We start from the raw sequence: 15,278 nt of genomic DNA, 5'->3' as shown, positions 1-15,278 counted from the left end.
AACTCCCATGCGATTCAAACGACCGCAGGTGCGCTACGCCGATACGCCGCAGCCTGCCACCCCGTACCAATCCGCCGCCCAGGTCTGGGACGACCGCATCGGCTCGGCCCGCGTGCAGGCGAAGAACTGGCGGCTTATGGCCTTCGGCTGCCTCACGCTGGCGGTGCTGATGGCCGGCGGCCTGGTCTGGCGCTCGGCGCAGTCCATCGTCACGCCCTACGTGATCGAGGTGGACAACGCGGGCCAGGTGCGCGCTGTCGGCGAAGCCGCCACGCCGTACCAGCCCAGCGATGCGCAGATTGCTTACCACCTGGGCCGCTTCATCGGCCTGGTGCGCTCGCTGTCCATCGACCCCATCGTGGTGCGGCAGAACTGGCTCGATGCCTATGACTACACCACGGACAAGGGCGCCGTGGTGCTCAATGAGTACGCGCGGGTGGCTGATCCGTTCTCGCGCATCGGCAAGGAGTCGGTGACGGTGCAGGTGTCCAGCGTGACCCGCGCCAGCGACCAGTCCTTCAACGTGCGCTGGACCGAGACGCGCTTCGTCAACGGCGCGCTGGATCGCACCGAGCGCTGGAACGCGGTGATCTCCACGGTGCTGCAGACCCCGCGCACGGAGCAGCGCGTGCGCAAGAACCCGCTGGGTATCTACGTCAACGGGCTGGCGTGGAGCCGCGAGCTGGAAGGAAACGAAGGAGCAAAACCATGAATGGACATTTCCGTAAACCCGCCTTGCCTGTGATCCTACTGGCATCCACCGTTTTGTTCTCGGGCTGCGCCACGCAGGGGACTCCGCCGCCATCCATCTCGTTGGATGGGCCGGTGCAGGCCCAGCCGCTGCCCGAGGCGCCGAAGCCCGTGGAGGTCGTGACCGTGCCCGAGGTGCTGGCACTGCCTGGACAGATGAAGCCGCTGGCCGGTGATGCCAAGGCCACACTGGAATCGCCCGACGAGAAGGTGCGCGTGACCCGTGCGAACACGGAGGCCCGTGTTGCGCCCACACGCGAGGGCTATGTGAACGCCATCCAGGTCTGGCCGTTCACTGATGGCGCGCTGTACCAGGTCTATGCGGCCGTGGGTCGCGTGACCGTGATCGCGCTCCAGCCGGGCGAGGAACTGGTGACGGTGGCTGCCGGTGACACGGTGCGCTGGATCGTGGGCGACACATCGAGCGGCAGCGGCGATGCGCTGCGCGTCAATGTGATGGTCAAGCCCATCCGCTCGGGCCTCAAGACCAATTTGGTCATCACGACCAGTCGGCGCACCTACCTGCTAGAACTGACTTCGACCGAGAAGACATGGATGGCTTCGGTGTCCTGGGAATACCCCAAGGACAGGATGCTGGCCCTGCAGCGCCAGGCACAAGCGGCCAGCGCCGCCGCGCCGGTCGATGCCGGGCTGTCGCTGGAGAAGATCCGTTTCCGCTACGCGGTCAGCGGCAGCAATCCGCCGTGGAAGCCGTTGCGGGCCTTTGACGATGGCGAGAAGGTCTATATCCAGTTTCCGGCGGGCATCGCTCAAGGCGAGCTACCGCCAATGTTCGTGATCGGCGCGCAAGGCGACGGACAACTGGTGAACTACCGCTTCCGCTCGCCGTACTACATCGTGGATCGGCTGTTTGGTGCGGCCGAGCTGCGCCTGGGTGGCGATAAGGGCGCCGTGGTGCGAATTGAGCGCACCGATGGCGTGGCACGGAGGAATTGAGCATGAGCCAAGACAACACCCCCGACCATGCCACTTCTCAGGGGGGCAAGGCGGCGCCCGAAGCGATGGCGTTGCGCGCCCAGCCGCGCCCGGTCACGCGCCTGAACCGGCGCACGCTGGCCATGCTCACCGGCGGCCTGTCGGTCGCCGTGCTCGGGGCCACGATCTGGGCCCTGCAGCCGCACCGGCGCGGCGCAGGCTGGCAGAACGAGCTGTACAACGTGGATCGGGTCTCAAAGTCCGAAGGGCTGGATGGGTTGCCGTCCGATTACTCGAAACTGCCGAAGGTGCCCGAGCTGGGGCCGCCGCTGCCGGGCGACCTGGGGCCGGCCATCGTGGCGGCGCAGCAGCCCACCTACATGCCGCCGGGACATGATCCCAACGACGCCTTGCGCAAGGAGGCCGAAGCGGCGGCGGCTTCGGCGGTGTTCTTCCGCTCGGGAAAGCCGGGCCAAGCCGCTGGCGCTGTCGCGCAGGCGGCGCCCGGAGCACCCGGCATGGCCAACGCCTTGGCAGGGTTCGATCCGCTGGCGGCCGGTCCGGCCTCGACGGCGGCCCAGCCCAGTGATCCCACCACCGTGCAGAACCGGCAAGACCAGAAAGAGGCGTTCCTGAAAGGCGGCTCCAAGGAGACTCGCAATTCCGGCAATCTCCAAATGCCAGCCTCGCCGTACCAGGTGATGGCCGGGACGGTGATCGCAGCGGCGCTGGTCACAGGCATCAAGTCCGACCTGCCGGGCGATGTGATCGCCACGGTGACGGAGCCGGTCTATGACACGGCTACGGGCAGGTTCCTGCTGATTCCGCAGGGCTCGCGCATTTTGGGCAAATACAACAGCCAGGTGAGCTTCGGGCAGAGCCGGGTGCAGATGGTGTGGAACCGGATCATCTTGCCAGACACATCCTCGCTGACGCTCGACAACCTTGTCGGCACCGATCCTGCGGGCTACGCAGGGTTGGAGGATGAAGTGGATCAGCATTGGGGCCGCATCTTTGCCGGGGCGGCGCTGACCACGCTGCTGGGTATCGGCGCCGAGTTGGCCGCGCCGGAGAATCGGCAGAACGGCAACCGCATCGTCATTGCCGGGCGCGATGGTCTGCAGGACAGTGTGAACCAAGTGGGGCAGGAGATGACCCGGCGCAACATGAACATCCAGCCGACGCTGACAGCGCGGCCGGGGTTGCCGGTGCGGATCATCGTGGCAAGGGATTTACAGGTTCGAGCTTACCAGCCGCTCTTTCTTCAGCGTGGAGGTGCCCGATGAACATGGCCAGAAAACTCCGGCTTGGGCCGCTGCCATCGACCAGCAGCACCAAGCTGACATTCGCTTGTCCAGCCAGCCTGAAAATGGATCTAGACCGGTACGCCGCTCTTCATGCGCAGACCTATGGCGAAGCGGTCGATGCGGCCACGCTGATCCCGCACATGCTCGAAGCCTTCATGGCGGGGGATCGGGGATTCAAGCGGGGTGGCAAGGCCAAGGCCGTCGCCACCCCGAAGTCAGGATGACGATGCTCCGACATAGATTTAATGAAGAACGCGCGGCTCCAGGCCGTGCGTTCTTCGTTTGGGAAGCCGGTAATATGGGAGTTCAGGTCGGTTGCCGACGCTGCACTCCGTGTCCGATGTAGCGCGATCCGGCTTTCTCTCCCAACGCTCTCATGTGGCACCTAGCCCACACCGCCGAGGTGCCATCGGGTGGCACGATACAGAGCTAACTTGCTGTCTCGTATAAGGTTTCAGGCCAAATGGGATGCCTTGAAAATACTTGACACCGAACATTTTTTATTTCTCTAGTCATCTACCTATAAGTAGATAGTTTTTAGAACCGCTACGCAATCGTTATCTGGAGATCAACCATGAAGACCCTCGTATCCGCCCTGATCCTGTCCGCTTCCTTCATCGGCGCCGTCCAAGCCGGCGAACTGGACTATCCGCCCGCCCTGAACACCGAAAGCACGGTGACCCGCGCCCAGGTGCAGCAGGAACTTGCCCAGGCCCGCGCCAATGGCGAACTGGTGTCTGGTGAAGAAGGCTACGCCGCGACCCAATTTGCCGCCGCCGGCGACAAGACCCGCAAGCAAGTGCAGCAGGAATTGGCCGCCGCCCGCGCCCAAGGCCTGACGAACAGCGCTGAACTGGCTTACCCGCCCGTGCAAGGCTGAGTTTTTTTGACCGGATATCTATCTATAAGTAGATAGCTCTACAGCAAAACCCTGATGCAGCATCCGATCCTTACTGGAGATCAACCATGAAGACCCTCGTATCCGCCCTGATCCTGTCCGCTTCCTTTATCGGCGCCGCGCAAGCCGGCGAGCTGGACTATCCGCCCGCCCTGAACACCGAAAGCACGGTGACCCGCGCCCAGGTGCAGCAGGAACTGGCCCAGGCCCGCGCCAATGGCGAACTGGTGTCTGGCGAAGAAGGTTACGCCGCGACCCAATTTGCCGCCGCCGGCGACAAGACCCGCAAGCAAGTGCAGCAGGAATTGGCCGCCGCCCGCGCCCAAGGCCTGACGAACAGCGCCGAACTGGCTTACCCGCCCGTGCAAGGCTGAGTTTCATGCTGGCACATGCGGACCCCGGGGGGCGGGATGTTTCCCGGCCGGGGTCCGCACGGGCTTTGGTGCAGCGGCAACGCCGCTCAAACCGATGACGAATCAACCTATTAGTAGGTAATATTCAGCCATGGACACTCCTACTTCCAACACCACTCGCGAACTGCTTCTGGCCCATGCCGAGAAGCTGATCCGCACGCGCGGATGCAACGGCTTCAGCTACCGCGACCTGGCTGAGCATGTGGGCGTGAAGACGTCCAGCATCCACTATTACTTTCCGGGCAAGGACGACTTGCTCTACGAAGCCGTCGAGGCCTACAGCACGCGCGCGCTTGCAGCCATGCGCGGCATCGATGCTTCCCTGTCCGCGCACGAGCAGCTCGATCAATACCTGTCGATGATGGAATCGCGCGCCTGTGGCTCGGGCGAACTCTGCCTGGCCGGCATGCTGGCCGCCGAGGTCAACTCGCTGCCGGAACGGGTGCGCGGCGCCTTGCAGGGATTCTTCCGCGCGCATGAAGCCTGGCTGGCCCGGGTGCTGGCCGAAGGCGCGGCGCAAGGAACCATGAAATTCGCCGGCACGCCTGACGTGGCCGCCCGCGCGGTGTTCGCGACAGTGCAGGGCTGTATCCTGATCGCCCGCCTGTTCCAGCAGCCCGCGGCCCTGTGCGAGGCGATCGGCGCCCTGTATGTGGAATGCCAGGGCAAGGAAGACGGCGCGCCCTGAGCCGCCGAAGATCCTGTCGCAGTTGTACACGGCCGCCATGCGCAAGCAGGCGGCCGTTGTCTTTGGGCGGGTGGATCAGGCCGCGAGCAGGGCCCGCGCCATGTCCACGCTGGTGCGCGCCTGTATGCCGAGGTCGCGCATGCGTTGCTGGAACGAAGCTTGCGCATCCGTGAAGCCCGCTACCGGGCTCATGCAATCGGTTAGCAGCACCAGGCGCGACAGGTCGCGCCCCGGCAGGTGTTCTGCCAGGTGTTCGACCGTGGCCTTGACGCAATGGCTGCCGGCTTCGCCGGCGACGAGGATGAGTTCGGCGCGGTCCAGCGAATCCAGCAGGCTGCGGTTGAGCTGGCTGCGCGGATCGTCGGCGTCGGGGACCTCGGCCATCAGCGCGCTGTAGTGCTCCGTCCAGGGGTTCATGCCCTTGGGCACCTTGCGCACGATGAACTGGCGTTCGTCTTCCCAGCGGCTGTAGGCGGCGCGCACGTCGGCGTGGACGTTGTGGCCCCACGTGCCGATCTCGCAATGCAGCGGCCACACCATCAGCATGTAGCGCCCGCGCGCTTCCAACTCGTCCAGATAGGACTGGGTGCGCGGCAGGTCGTCGGCGTGGCGCGGCCGGAACGCGCCGGCGCGCAGCTGCGCCGCGGTGATCTGGGTGTACGGGGCCACTGGCTGGCCGTCTCCGGTGGACCAGAAGGTCGGATGCGCGATGTCCAGGCGGTGGTGCGAATCCAGCGTCACGGTGATCGAAGTCAGCGCGGACGCGGTCGTGTCGATGAAGCGCGCCAGCCGCTGCATGTCGGCATGCGCGCCGGCGACCGGCAGGGCGGGCGCAAGCATGTTGCCCGTCACGGGATCGCGGGGCAGGTAGGACTCGGGCAGGTCGCAGAAGTCATTCTGCGGATCGATGATCAGTAGATGAGTGGAGCGCGGCATGACGAGGTTCGGGGGAGGCGAACTCGAAATATAGAACGGGATGGCCATGTCATTCTAGAAAAGTACCAGATGCTCGGCGCGGTCCGGCAACTGCCGCAGCAGTTCGCGCCATTGCAGCCAGACGCTGGCCCCTGCCGAGATGACGATCACTGCGATAACGATCCACATGTCAGGCTCCTGGATAATTTCGCACGACCGTGCGAAATTGAAGTGAAGAATGGCCGGCGGAAGCCGGCGCGGGAAAAACTACTCTAGGTACTTGAAACTGCGGTAAGTCGAAATCAAACGTTCATAGGCGGCCCGCACCCGTTCGGGCGCCTTCGGGTCACGCAGGAAGCGGGCGTCGTGCATCAGGCCGATCATCAGGCTGTAGACCTCGAATACCAGTTGTTCGGGATCCGTGTCCGGCCTGACGTGGCCGGCCTCCAGCGCCTGGTTGACCGTGCGCAGCATGGCGGCGCGCCAGCGCCGCAGGTTGCCTTCCAGCACCGAACGCAGCGGGGATTCCACGTCGTCGTACTCGAAGGCGCCAGCCACGTAGATGCAGCCGGTCAGCGTTTCGACATTGCTGGCCCGTTCGATCCAGAGCGAGACCAGCGCGTTCAGGCGCGGCAGGCCGCGGGGATAGGCCATGGCCGGGGTGAACACGGCCTCGATGAAACGCCGGTCATACTCGTCCAGCACGGCCTGCTGCAGGGCTTCGAGCGAGCCCACCCGCGAGAACACGCCGCTCTTGCTGATGCCCAGGCGCTTGGCCACCTGGCCCAGCGACAGGCTTTCCATGCCTTGTGCCGCGGCCATGTCCAGGGCCGCGTCCACAATGGCCGCGAAGGTCAGCTCGCTTTTCTCGGTTTTGGCAGTCATGCCGCAAATTTAGCACGACCGTGCGAAATTGCGTGCGACTGCAGGCGAAAAAAACCGGACAGCAATGGCTGTCCGGTTGGGGTACTGCGGGACGCGCCGGAATCAGGCCTGGGCGGCCTTGAACTCCAGGCGGTACTTGTGCAGCAGCGGCTCGGTGTAGCCATTGGGCTGGGTCAGGCCTTCGAACACCAGCGCGCAGGCGGCCTTGAAGGCCAGCGAGGTGTCGAAATTGCCGGCCATCGGACGGTAGAGCGCGTCGCCCGCGTTCTGGCCGTCGACCACCTTGGCCATGCGCTTGAAGGTTTCCATGACCTGCTCACGGTTGGTCACGCCATGGCGCAGCCAGTTGGCGATGTGCTGGCTGGAGATGCGCAGGGTGGCGCGGTCTTCCATCAGGCCGACGTTGTGGATGTCGGGCACCTTGGAGCAGCCCACGCCCTGGTCGATCCAGCGCACCACATAGCCCAGGATGCCCTGCACGTTGTTGTCGAGTTCTTGCTGGACGTCCTGGGCGGACCACTTGGACGGGTCGCCGACCGGCACGGTCAGCAGGCCGCCCAGCAGGTCGTCGCGCACGCTGTCCAGCTTGGTGCGTTCCAGCTCCTGCTGCACGGCCTGCACGTCGACCTGGTGGTAGTGCAGCGCGTGCAGCGTGGCGGCTGTGGGCGAAGGCACCCAGGCGGTGTTGGCGCCGGCCTTGGGGTGGGCGATCTTCTGTTCCAGCATGGCGGCCATCAGGTCCGGCATGGCCCACATGCCCTTGCCGATCTGGGCGCGGCCGCGCAGGCCTGCGTCCAGGCCGACCAGCACGTTGTTGCGCTCGTAGGCGGTGATCCAGGCGGTGGACTTCATGTCGCCCTTGCGCAGCATCGGGCCGGCTTCCATGCTGGAGTGCATCTCGTCGCCAGTGCGGTCCAGGAAGCCCGTGTTGATGAAGGCCACGCGCGCGGCGGCGGCCTCGATGCAGGCCTTGAGGTTGATGCTGGTGCGGCGCTCTTCGTCCATGATGCCCATTTTCAGGGTGTTGCGCGGCAGCTTGAGCAGGTCCTCGACGCGGTCGAACAGCTCGCTGGCGAAGGCGGCTTCGACGGGGCCGTGCATCTTCGGCTTCACGATGTAGACGGAGCCCGTGCGCGAATTCAGCTTGTGCTTGCGGTCCTGCAGCGCGGCCAGGCTGGTGACCACGGCGTCCAGGATGCCTTCGGGGATCTCGCGGCCCTCGCGGTCCAGGATGGCGGGATTGGTCATCAGGTGGCCCACGTTGCGCACGAACATGAGCGAACGGCCATGCAGGGTCAGCGGCGAACCGTCGGGGCGCGTGTAGCTGCGGTCGGCGTTGAGCTTGCGGGTGAAGGTCTTGCCGCCCTTGGTGACTTCCTCGGTCAGGTCGCCCTTCATCAGGCCCAGCCAGTTGCGGTAGATGTGGACCTTGTCCTCGGCGTCCACGGCGGCGACGGAATCCTCGCAGTCCATGATGGTGGTCAGCGCGGCTTCCACCAGCACGTCCTTGACGCCGGCGGCGTCGGTGGCGCCGATGCTGTTGCCGCGGTCGATCTGGATTTCGAAGTGCAGGCCGTTGTTCTTGAGCAGGATGGCAGACGGCGCGGACGCCTCGCCCTGGTAGCCGGTGAATTGGGCGGGATTCTTCAGACCGGTGGAGCCATTGGCCAGCGCCACGCGCAGCTGGCCGTTTTCCACGGTGTAGCCGCGCGCGTCGGCGTGCGAGCCCTGGGCCAGCGGGGCGGCGCTGTCCAGGAAGGCGCGGGCGCGCGCGATGACGGCGGCGCCGCGTTCCGGGTTGTAGCCGCGGCCCGTGTCGCCCGGCGTGGCGGGAATGGCGTCGGTGCCGTAGAGCGCGTCATACAGGCTGCCCCAGCGCGCGTTGGCGGCGTTCAGGGCGTAACGCGAGTTGGACATGGGCACGACCAGCTGCGGGCCGGCCTGCTGCGAGATCTCGGTGTCGACGTTGTCGGTGGTGGCGCGCACGCTGGCGGGTTGAGGCAGCAGATAGCCGATGCCTTCCAGGAATTTGCGGTAGGCGGCGGGGTCGGCGATGGGGCCGGGGTGGGCGCGGTGCCAGCCGTCGAGCTCGGCCTGCAGGCGGTCGCGTTCGGCCAGCAGCGCGCGGTTCTTGGGGGCCAGGTCGTCCACCAGGGCCGCGAAACCCTTCCAGAAGCCGTCTGCGTCCAGGCCGGTGCCAGGCAGGGCTTCCTGTTCGATGAATTGGTCGAGATTGGCCGCCACTTGCAGGCCGTGGTGCTGGATGCGTTGAGTCATGCGGTTCTCTAGCGGTAAGGGACTGGCCGACGCCGCGCGCCGGGCGATTCTGTCCTGACATCATCGTTCGCGACTGCGGCAATGTCCATATCAAAACCCGCTGGTCATACCAGTTTGTGCGCTGCCGTATAAGCAAAGCCGTGATTTTTATGGTTTTATATCAGCTACTTACAGGGGTGTTGCGCAGGGCTCCCAACCGGGGGGGAGACTTGGTCATACCACTGGTACGGAGAGCGCATGCACGCGGAAACAGTAGAAAAGCCCCGCCAGGTGGCGGACGAAGTCGCCGAAAGGATCGAGCGCCTGATCCTGGACGGCGTGCTCAAGGCAGGCCAGGCGCTGCCTTCCGAACGCCGCCTGACCGAAAAGCTGGGCGTCTCGCGCACGGCGCTGCGCGAAGGGTTGAAGCTGCTGCGCGCGCGCGAGATCATCCATACCGCGCAGGGCAAGGGTTCGTATGTGGCGCACATCTCCAAGGTGGACGCCGGCCCGCTGATGCACTTGTTCAATTCCCAGCCGCGCACGCTCTACGACCTGCTGGAAGTGCGCTCGCTGCTGGAGGCCGAGTCCGCGCGGCTGGCGGCCATACGCGGCACCGAGGCCGATTTCATCATGATCCGCCGCCGCTATGACGAAATGGTGGCGGCGCAAGGCACGGCCACCGACACGGCGCGGCACGCGCACCTGGACCACGCATTTCACCTGGCCATCTGCGAGGCCTCGCATAATCCGGTGCTGGTGCACACGCTGCAATCGCTGACGGACCTGCTGTTGGGATCGGTCTTCGCCTGCGTCAACAACCTGTATCACCGTGAACCCGAGAAGCGCCAGATCGACCGGCAGCACACGCGGCTGTTCAACGCCGTGACGGCGCGCCAGCCCGAACAGGCGCGCAAGGCGGCTGCGGACCACGTGGACAGCGTGCGCCAGAGCCTGGCCGATATCGAACAGGAAGAGCAGCGCCTGGTGCGGGCGACGCTGCGTCTGGAGGGTTGGACCTAGCGTGCAGTCCCGCGGAGGCATCTACGCGACTGCACACTAGCGTCCAGTCCTGCTGACGCCTCCGAGGGACTGGACGCTGGCCACTGCCGCGGTGGCCGACTTTCACGGGCGGGGGGCTTGCGCTGCTTGCGTACGAGCCTAACGGTCCGCCATGGCGCCGCTGCCAGCCAGGGCCAGCGGCTTGCCCGCATAGACTCGGCCAAAGCGGTTGTTCACGAAGGCGTCCAGGTCGATCGCTTCCTGCCCCACGAAGCCGCGTTGCGGCAAGGCGCCCTGCGCCACCAGGTCCAGCGCGGCGCAGATGCCGGCGGCCGTGGACAGCTGGATGGCGCTGAGGCGATGGCCATCGACCTCGGCGCCAAAGATGCGGATCGGATAGGACTCTTCTTCCAGCCGCCCGTGGCGGCGACCCGAGGCCGAGGCCTGGATCACGATCACGTCCTGTTCGGTCGTGGGAATGGCGGCTTCGAAGATTTCCTTGAGCAGGTCGCGGCGGTCGCGCAGGCGCAGGTCGTTGAGCAGCAGCTTCATGATGCTGCAATGGCCGGGGTAACGCACCGATTTATAGTCCACGTTGCGCGCGCGGCCACGCAATGTCGCGGGCAGGGTGCCCAGGCCGCCCGAGGTATTGAAGGCTTCGTATTCCACGCCGTCCAGCGCGAAGGTTTCGTAGCCTTCCAGGGCGGGCACGCTGGTCAACTGGCCATCGACGATGGCCTCGCAGGGATTGCAGTACTCGTTGATCAGCCCTTCGGTGCTCCAGGTCAGGTTGTAGCGCAGGCTGTTGGAGGGATAGCGCGGCAGGGCGCCGACGCGCATGCGCAGGTCCAGCAGCGTGTCGAAGCGGCGCGCAAGCGCGTTGCCGACCACGCCGATGAATCCCGGGGCCAGGCCGCATTGCGGCATCAGCACGCTGCGGGCCTCTTCCGCCAGGGCCTGGATCGCGTGCGTGCTGGCCACGTCTTCCGTCAGATCGAAATAATGCACGCCGGCCTTGGCGCACAGGCCCGCCACCGCGGCGGCGCGATGAAAGGGCAGCGCGTTGATCACGGCATAGCGCCCTTCAATGCATTGCGCCACGCTGTCGTCGTCGGAAATCTGGCGTGTTTCGCAGCCCAGTTCGGCCACGAGGCGCAGCCGCGCGGGATCCTGGTCGGCAACCCGCACCGAATAGCCGCCGCTGCGTTCCAGCATCAGGGCAATGGCGAAACCGATTTTTCCGGCGCCCAGAAGTAGGACGGGCCGGGGAGAGGCGGTGGACATGGTGCGGCTCCTGCATGGAAGGGGGATGGGTGAGCTCATCCTATGCGCGGGCGCTGTCGATGTGTAGAGGCTAAATAGTCGTATCGGCCGTAGGTAACGTTATTTCGACTTAATTTATTGTCGAATCGTCAAAAACAAAGCCCTCCGGTTTGGGGCCGGAGGGCTTCGGGGCGCTGACTGGCCGGGGAGGCCAGGGGGGGATCAGCTGCCCAGGGGCGGGTAGTCCAGGTTGCCGAAGGTGACCAGGCCTTCCGACTTAGCCTGGGCCAGTTCGGTGCGGACTTGGGCGCGGGTCAGCGACGTGGCTTGTTCAGCGGCGGCGACGGGCGGGTAGTCCAGGTTGCCGAAGGTCACTTCACCGGCGTTCTTGGCTTGTTGCAGCTCGGCCTGCACTTGTTGCGAGGTCAGGGTCGACTTCGGGGCGATCGCGGCGGGGTAGCCTTCTTCACCGAAGGTGTATTGGCCCGAGGCCTTGGCTTGTTGCAGTTCGGCTTGGACTTGAGCGCGGGTGGGGCCCTGATCGGCTTCAGCGGCTTGGGCGCCGGCAGCCAGAACGGACATGGACAGCATCAAAGCGGTAGCAAGGGTTTTCATGGCAGACCTCCGTGTCTTGAGCTTGGGAGCCGAACCGCTGGCCTGATTGCCTGGGGTTCGCTTGCTGTGTCCCGATGAGTTGCATTCTGTGCTCAAAGCATCTCCGGATAAACCCTGATTCCCTGAAAACATCTTTCCAAAAAGAAGACTAATAGGTTTCCATTTCACCAAATGGCACCATGGGTGGTGGAATTTCCATTTGATGACACCATAGGAGGTACCCGCCCTGAAGCGTGGGCGTCTGACAGAGGGGAGCGGGGAGAGGGCCGCAGCCCCGGGCGATGCCGGGGCTGGGGGGTAGGGAAGGGTCAGTGGTGCAAGGGCAAGGATCAGCGGTTCAGTTCGACCAGCGCGGCGTTGTATTCCGCCTGGGCTTCGTCCAGCTTGCGCTGGGCCTTGTCGATCTTGTCCTGCTTGCCCTTGGCGCGCGCGGCCTTGAGCTCGCTTTCGCGCTCGGCCACCTTGTTCTGCTTGTCGCGCACGTCGGCTTCGCGTTGCGATTGCAGGCGGCTGTCGGTGCAATGCGCCTTGGCTTCGGCCAGCGCCTTGCGCAGCCCGGCTTCGCGGCGGGTGTTGTTCTGCGCCTGGGCGGCGGCGATGTCGTTTTCGATTTCGCAGAACTTGGCGGCGCAGCCGCGCTGGGCCGAGCAGTCGCTCGCGGCTTGGGCCGGGATTGCCGCGAACGCGGCGGCGGCCGCGGCGGTCAGGACCAGGGATTTGAGCAATGAGGGCATGCGAGGTCTCCGTAGGGCGTTGCGCAAGCTCCATCATGGCCCCAGCCGGTGCCGCCGGCAATGCGCGGCGTCAACCGCGCATCAGTGCGGCGCGGGCTCGCGGTCAGCGGATCAGCGTGCCGGCCAGCGCGGCCGCGACCAGCAGCGCGCCCAGCCAGAGGTTGGCGCGGAACAGCATGAAGTTGCGGTCGGGGCGCTGGATGTCGAAGACCTTCAACTGCCATGCCAGGTGCGCCGCCACGGCCACCATGCCGACCTGGTAGGCCCACGACAGGCCGATGGCGTAGCCGCCCCAGGCCCACAGCGCCAAGGTGGCCACGTAGAAGCCGCCGATCCAGAGCTTGCCCTGGTCGCCAAAGCGCATGGCGGTGGAATGCAGGCCCAGGCTGCGGTCGTCGCGCACGTCCACGTAGGCGTAGATGCTGTCGTAGCCCACCTGCCACAGCACGGCGCCCGCCCACATCGCGATGGCGGCCAGCGGCACATGGTTCTGCGTGTCCGACCAGGCCATCAGCATGCCCCAGTTGAAGCAGATGCCCAGCACGACTTGCGGCCAGTACGTGACGCGCTTGCACAGCGGATAGATGAAGACGAAAGGCAGCACGGCCACGGCCAGCCAGCGGCTCATGTCGTTCAGGAAGAACAGCAGCGAACCGCAGACCAGCAACTGGCCGAGCAGGAACCAGACCGCGTTCTTCATCGTCAGCTGGCCGCTGGTCAGGGGCCGGAAGCGCGTGCGCTCGACGTGCTTGTCGAAGTTGCGGTCGCACATGTCGTTGACGGTGCAGCCGATGCCGCGCATCAGCAACGCGCCCAGCGAGAACACGATCAACCGCTGCAGGTCCGGCAGGCCGCCGGCGGCCTGGACCAGCGCGGCGATGGCCGGCAGCAGGGTCAGCCAGGTGCCGATGGGACGGTCCAGGCGGCACAGGCGGGCGTAGGGCCGCCAGGACTTCGGCAGCCAGCGTTCGACCCAGTCGGTGAAGACGATGTCGCTAAGGTCGACGGGAGTTTGTTGGGGGGCGCTCACTGTCACGGCGAAACGGAATGGGAAAACCAAGAGCATAAAACAACGGCGGCCGGGCATCGCGCCCAGCCGCCGTCGTACTCCTTTCACGCCTTCGAGGCACCCGCGTCAAACAGCAGCAATGTGCTCCGAGCGGGGCCGCACGGATCCGGGCTCCGCCGGTCCGTAGCGGCGCCCCCCTGGGGGGGAAGCGCCGCAGGCGCTTCGGGGGGGACCTACTAACCCTCGTCTTTTAGCAGCTTGCCGAGGATGGCGATGCCGCGGCGGATCTTGTCTTCCGGCACGGTGGCGAAGCTAAGGCGCAGCGTGTTGGTCTTGCCGGCGCCGCAATAGAACGGCGCGCCGGGCACGAACGCCACGTTTTGCGCGATGGCCTTTTCCAGCAGCTTGGTGCTGTCGATGTGGTCGGGCAGCGTCAGCCAGATGAACATGCCGCCTTCCGGCTTGGTCCAGCGCACGGTGTCCGGGAACTCCTGCTTGATGGCTTCCAGCATGCAGCTGCCCTGGGCGCGGTAGATCTCGCGCACGTTGGGCAGGTGCTCTTCCAGGAAGCCGTCCTTGACGATCTCGTACACGGCCATCTGGGTCAGCGTGGGCGTGTGCAGGTCGGTGGCTTGCTTGGCTTGCACCAGCTTGTTGATGAGCGGGCGCGCGGCGGCGATGTAGCCCAGGCGCAGGCCGGGGGCCAGCACCTTCGAGAACGTGCCCAGGCGCACCACGTTGGCGCCGTATTCGGCGGCCAGCGCGATCAGGCCGGGTTGCGGTTCGCCCGCGTAGCGCAGTTCGCCGTAGGGATCGTCCTCGACGATGGTCAGGTTCAGTTCCGCGGCGCGCTTGACCAGCGCGATGCGGCGTTCCAGGCTCAGCGTGCGGCCGGTGGGGTTCTGGAAGTTGGGCAGGGCGTACAGGAAGCGCGCGCCGTCGGCCAGTTCAGGCGTGATGGTTTCGGGGATCAGGCCGCCTTCGTCGGTGGGCACCGGCACGAACTTGGGCTGGTACAGGCTGAACGATTGCAGCGCGCCCAGGTAGCTGGGGTCTTCGACCAGCACCTTGCTGTCCTTGTCGATCAGCACCTTGCCCAGCAGGTCCAGCGCCTGCTGCGAGCCCGACACGATCAGGATCTGGTCGGCGGCGACGCTGGCGCCCGCCTTGTTCAGGTCGTCGGCCACCCATTGACGCAGGGGCGCAAAGCCTTCCGTGGGGCCGTACTGCAGGGCGGCGCGGCCATTGGTGGACAGTACCTTGTCGAACGCTGCGCGAACTACCTCTACCGGGAAGCCGCCGGGCGCCGGCAGGCCGCCGGCGAACGAAATGACTTCGGGGCGCTCGGTTACCTTGAGGATCTCGCGGATGGCGGAGCTGGTGAGTTGCTGAGCGCGTTCCGAAAAGGAAAACGCAGGTTCGAGAGGCTTGTCCATGGAGTGCTTCTTGATCAAGAAGGGTGGGGAAAATACGGGCAGTTGGTCCCTTGGGTGGCCCGGCGGAAAATATATTTCGAAAAACTATTGTCCCACACGGCAGCAGCCCGGCCCCCTTATCGGCGGCAGCCCCTAAAATCACCTGCATCGATAACCGCCAGTACAGTTACA

At 65.5% G+C, this 15,278-nt stretch carries 16 protein-coding genes; 8 read left to right on the top strand and 8 right to left on the bottom strand.

All coding sequences use genetic code 11. The features are described 5' to 3' along the window. Positions 1–7 precede the first annotated feature (7 nt). The 7 genes from trbF to HWY37_RS19755 all read left to right on the top strand — a co-directional run bounded on the left by trbF (position 8) and on the right by HWY37_RS19755 (position 4,992). A complete protein-coding gene (gene trbF, locus HWY37_RS19785; RefSeq protein WP_008640769.1) occupies positions 8–712 on the top strand; it encodes a conjugal transfer protein TrbF in 705 nt (234 codons plus the stop codon). After that, entirely contained in the window at positions 709–1,707 is a 999-nt protein-coding gene (gene trbG / locus HWY37_RS19780; protein ID WP_008640770.1) for a P-type conjugative transfer protein TrbG, read from the top strand. Before trbF ends, trbG begins: the two co-directional genes overlap by 4 nt. A gap of 2 nt (positions 1,708–1,709) precedes the next feature. Then, positions 1,710–2,972, top strand: coding sequence for a TraB/TrbI/VirB10 family type IV secretion system protein (locus HWY37_RS19775; RefSeq protein ID WP_039388913.1), 1,263 nt, complete (start codon positions 1,710–1,712; stop codon positions 2,970–2,972). Next, complete coding sequence (locus tag HWY37_RS19770) at positions 2,969–3,217, top strand: DUF2274 domain-containing protein (RefSeq protein WP_008642645.1); 249 nt, start codon at positions 2,969–2,971, stop codon at positions 3,215–3,217. Before HWY37_RS19775 ends, HWY37_RS19770 begins: the two co-directional genes overlap by 4 nt. Before the next feature lie 350 nt (positions 3,218–3,567). Beyond that, a complete protein-coding gene (locus tag HWY37_RS19765) occupies positions 3,568–3,873 on the top strand; it encodes a DUF4148 domain-containing protein (RefSeq protein WP_176089704.1) in 306 nt (101 codons plus the stop codon). Positions 3,874–3,959: 86 nt separating this feature from the next. Next, a complete protein-coding gene (locus tag HWY37_RS19760; protein WP_175208238.1) occupies positions 3,960–4,265 on the top strand; it encodes a DUF4148 domain-containing protein in 306 nt (101 codons plus the stop codon). Positions 4,266–4,395: 130 nt separating this feature from the next. Next, positions 4,396–4,992 (top strand): TetR/AcrR family transcriptional regulator, encoded by a 597-nt coding sequence (locus HWY37_RS19755; RefSeq protein WP_176089703.1) that lies wholly within the window; start codon positions 4,396–4,398, stop codon positions 4,990–4,992. Positions 4,993–5,067: 75 nt separating this feature from the next. On the opposite strand, the gene HWY37_RS19750 is transcribed toward HWY37_RS19755, so the two are convergent. The 3 genes from HWY37_RS19750 to HWY37_RS19740 all read right to left on the bottom strand — a co-directional run bounded on the left by HWY37_RS19750 (position 5,068) and on the right by HWY37_RS19740 (position 9,069). Continuing rightward, a complete protein-coding gene (locus HWY37_RS19750) occupies positions 5,068–5,928 on the bottom strand; it encodes a cysteine hydrolase family protein (RefSeq protein WP_176089702.1) in 861 nt (286 codons plus the stop codon). A gap of 246 nt (positions 5,929–6,174) precedes the next feature. Continuing rightward, on the bottom strand, positions 6,175–6,792 hold the full coding sequence (locus HWY37_RS19745) for a TetR/AcrR family transcriptional regulator (protein WP_176089701.1): 618 nt from the start codon (positions 6,790–6,792) through the stop codon (positions 6,175–6,177). A 102-nt stretch (positions 6,793–6,894) separates the two neighbouring features. Continuing rightward, positions 6,895–9,069 (bottom strand): malate synthase G, encoded by a 2,175-nt coding sequence (locus HWY37_RS19740; RefSeq protein WP_175208234.1) that lies wholly within the window; start codon positions 9,067–9,069, stop codon positions 6,895–6,897. 237 nt (positions 9,070–9,306) lie between these two features. Between HWY37_RS19740 and glcC the strand changes: the two genes are divergently transcribed. Beyond that, the gene (gene glcC / locus HWY37_RS19735; RefSeq protein WP_175208233.1) at positions 9,307–10,071 is read left to right on the top strand and encodes a transcriptional regulator GlcC; all 765 of its coding nucleotides are present in this window, start codon (positions 9,307–9,309) and stop codon (positions 10,069–10,071) included. Between the two features lie 138 nt (positions 10,072–10,209). On the opposite strand, the gene HWY37_RS19730 is transcribed toward glcC, so the two are convergent. From HWY37_RS19730 to HWY37_RS19710, 5 genes are all read right to left on the bottom strand, one after another. Next, complete coding sequence (locus HWY37_RS19730) at positions 10,210–11,334, bottom strand: saccharopine dehydrogenase family protein (RefSeq protein WP_175208232.1); 1,125 nt, start codon at positions 11,332–11,334, stop codon at positions 10,210–10,212. 201 nt (positions 11,335–11,535) lie between these two features. Then, a complete protein-coding gene (locus HWY37_RS19725) occupies positions 11,536–11,928 on the bottom strand; it encodes a DUF4148 domain-containing protein (RefSeq protein WP_118934576.1) in 393 nt (130 codons plus the stop codon). A 329-nt stretch (positions 11,929–12,257) separates the two neighbouring features. Beyond that, positions 12,258–12,662, bottom strand: a complete 405-nt coding sequence (locus HWY37_RS19720) for a DUF1090 domain-containing protein (RefSeq protein ID WP_175208231.1) — start codon at positions 12,660–12,662, stop codon at positions 12,258–12,260. Between the two features lie 103 nt (positions 12,663–12,765). Then, positions 12,766–13,692 carry a 4-hydroxybenzoate octaprenyltransferase gene (gene ubiA, locus HWY37_RS19715; RefSeq protein ID WP_175208230.1) on the bottom strand — a complete coding sequence of 309 codons (927 nt, stop codon included), beginning with the start codon at positions 13,690–13,692 and terminating at the stop codon, positions 12,766–12,768. A 215-nt stretch (positions 13,693–13,907) separates the two neighbouring features. After that, positions 13,908–15,107 carry an aminotransferase-like domain-containing protein gene (locus HWY37_RS19710; protein WP_175208229.1) on the bottom strand — a complete coding sequence of 400 codons (1,200 nt, stop codon included), beginning with the start codon at positions 15,105–15,107 and terminating at the stop codon, positions 13,908–13,910. Positions 15,108–15,278: the final 171 nt, after the last annotated feature.

This window comes from Achromobacter anxifer (genome assembly GCF_903652925.1).
Classification (GTDB): domain Bacteria; phylum Pseudomonadota; class Gammaproteobacteria; order Burkholderiales; family Burkholderiaceae_B; genus Achromobacter; species Achromobacter anxifer.
This window is presented reverse-complemented; position numbering and strand designations above follow the sequence as displayed.

Bases quoted from the DNA above. Each gene is read 5' to 3' on its own strand.
- trbF (WP_008640769.1), top strand. From the start codon at position 8: ATGCGATTCAAACGACCGCAGGTGCGCTACGCCGATACGCCGCAGCCT.
- trbG (WP_008640770.1), top strand. From the start codon at position 709: ATGAATGGACATTTCCGTAAACCCGCCTTGCCTGTGATCCTACTGGCA.
- HWY37_RS19775 (WP_039388913.1), top strand. From the start codon at position 1,710: ATGAGCCAAGACAACACCCCCGACCATGCCACTTCTCAGGGGGGCAAG.
- HWY37_RS19770 (WP_008642645.1), top strand. From the start codon at position 2,969: ATGAACATGGCCAGAAAACTCCGGCTTGGGCCGCTGCCATCGACCAGC.
- HWY37_RS19765 (WP_176089704.1), top strand. From the start codon at position 3,568: ATGAAGACCCTCGTATCCGCCCTGATCCTGTCCGCTTCCTTCATCGGC.
- HWY37_RS19760 (WP_175208238.1), top strand. From the start codon at position 3,960: ATGAAGACCCTCGTATCCGCCCTGATCCTGTCCGCTTCCTTTATCGGC.
- HWY37_RS19755 (WP_176089703.1), top strand. From the start codon at position 4,396: ATGGACACTCCTACTTCCAACACCACTCGCGAACTGCTTCTGGCCCAT.
- HWY37_RS19750 (WP_176089702.1), bottom strand. From the start codon at position 5,928: ATGCCGCGCTCCACTCATCTACTGATCATCGATCCGCAGAATGACTTC.
- HWY37_RS19745 (WP_176089701.1), bottom strand. From the start codon at position 6,792: ATGACTGCCAAAACCGAGAAAAGCGAGCTGACCTTCGCGGCCATTGTG.
- HWY37_RS19740 (WP_175208234.1), bottom strand. From the start codon at position 9,069: ATGACTCAACGCATCCAGCACCACGGCCTGCAAGTGGCGGCCAATCTC.
- glcC (WP_175208233.1), top strand. From the start codon at position 9,307: ATGCACGCGGAAACAGTAGAAAAGCCCCGCCAGGTGGCGGACGAAGTC.
- HWY37_RS19730 (WP_175208232.1), bottom strand. From the start codon at position 11,334: ATGTCCACCGCCTCTCCCCGGCCCGTCCTACTTCTGGGCGCCGGAAAA.
- HWY37_RS19725 (WP_118934576.1), bottom strand. From the start codon at position 11,928: ATGAAAACCCTTGCTACCGCTTTGATGCTGTCCATGTCCGTTCTGGCT.
- HWY37_RS19720 (WP_175208231.1), bottom strand. From the start codon at position 12,662: ATGCCCTCATTGCTCAAATCCCTGGTCCTGACCGCCGCGGCCGCCGCC.
- HWY37_RS19710 (WP_175208229.1), bottom strand. From the start codon at position 15,107: ATGGACAAGCCTCTCGAACCTGCGTTTTCCTTTTCGGAACGCGCTCAG.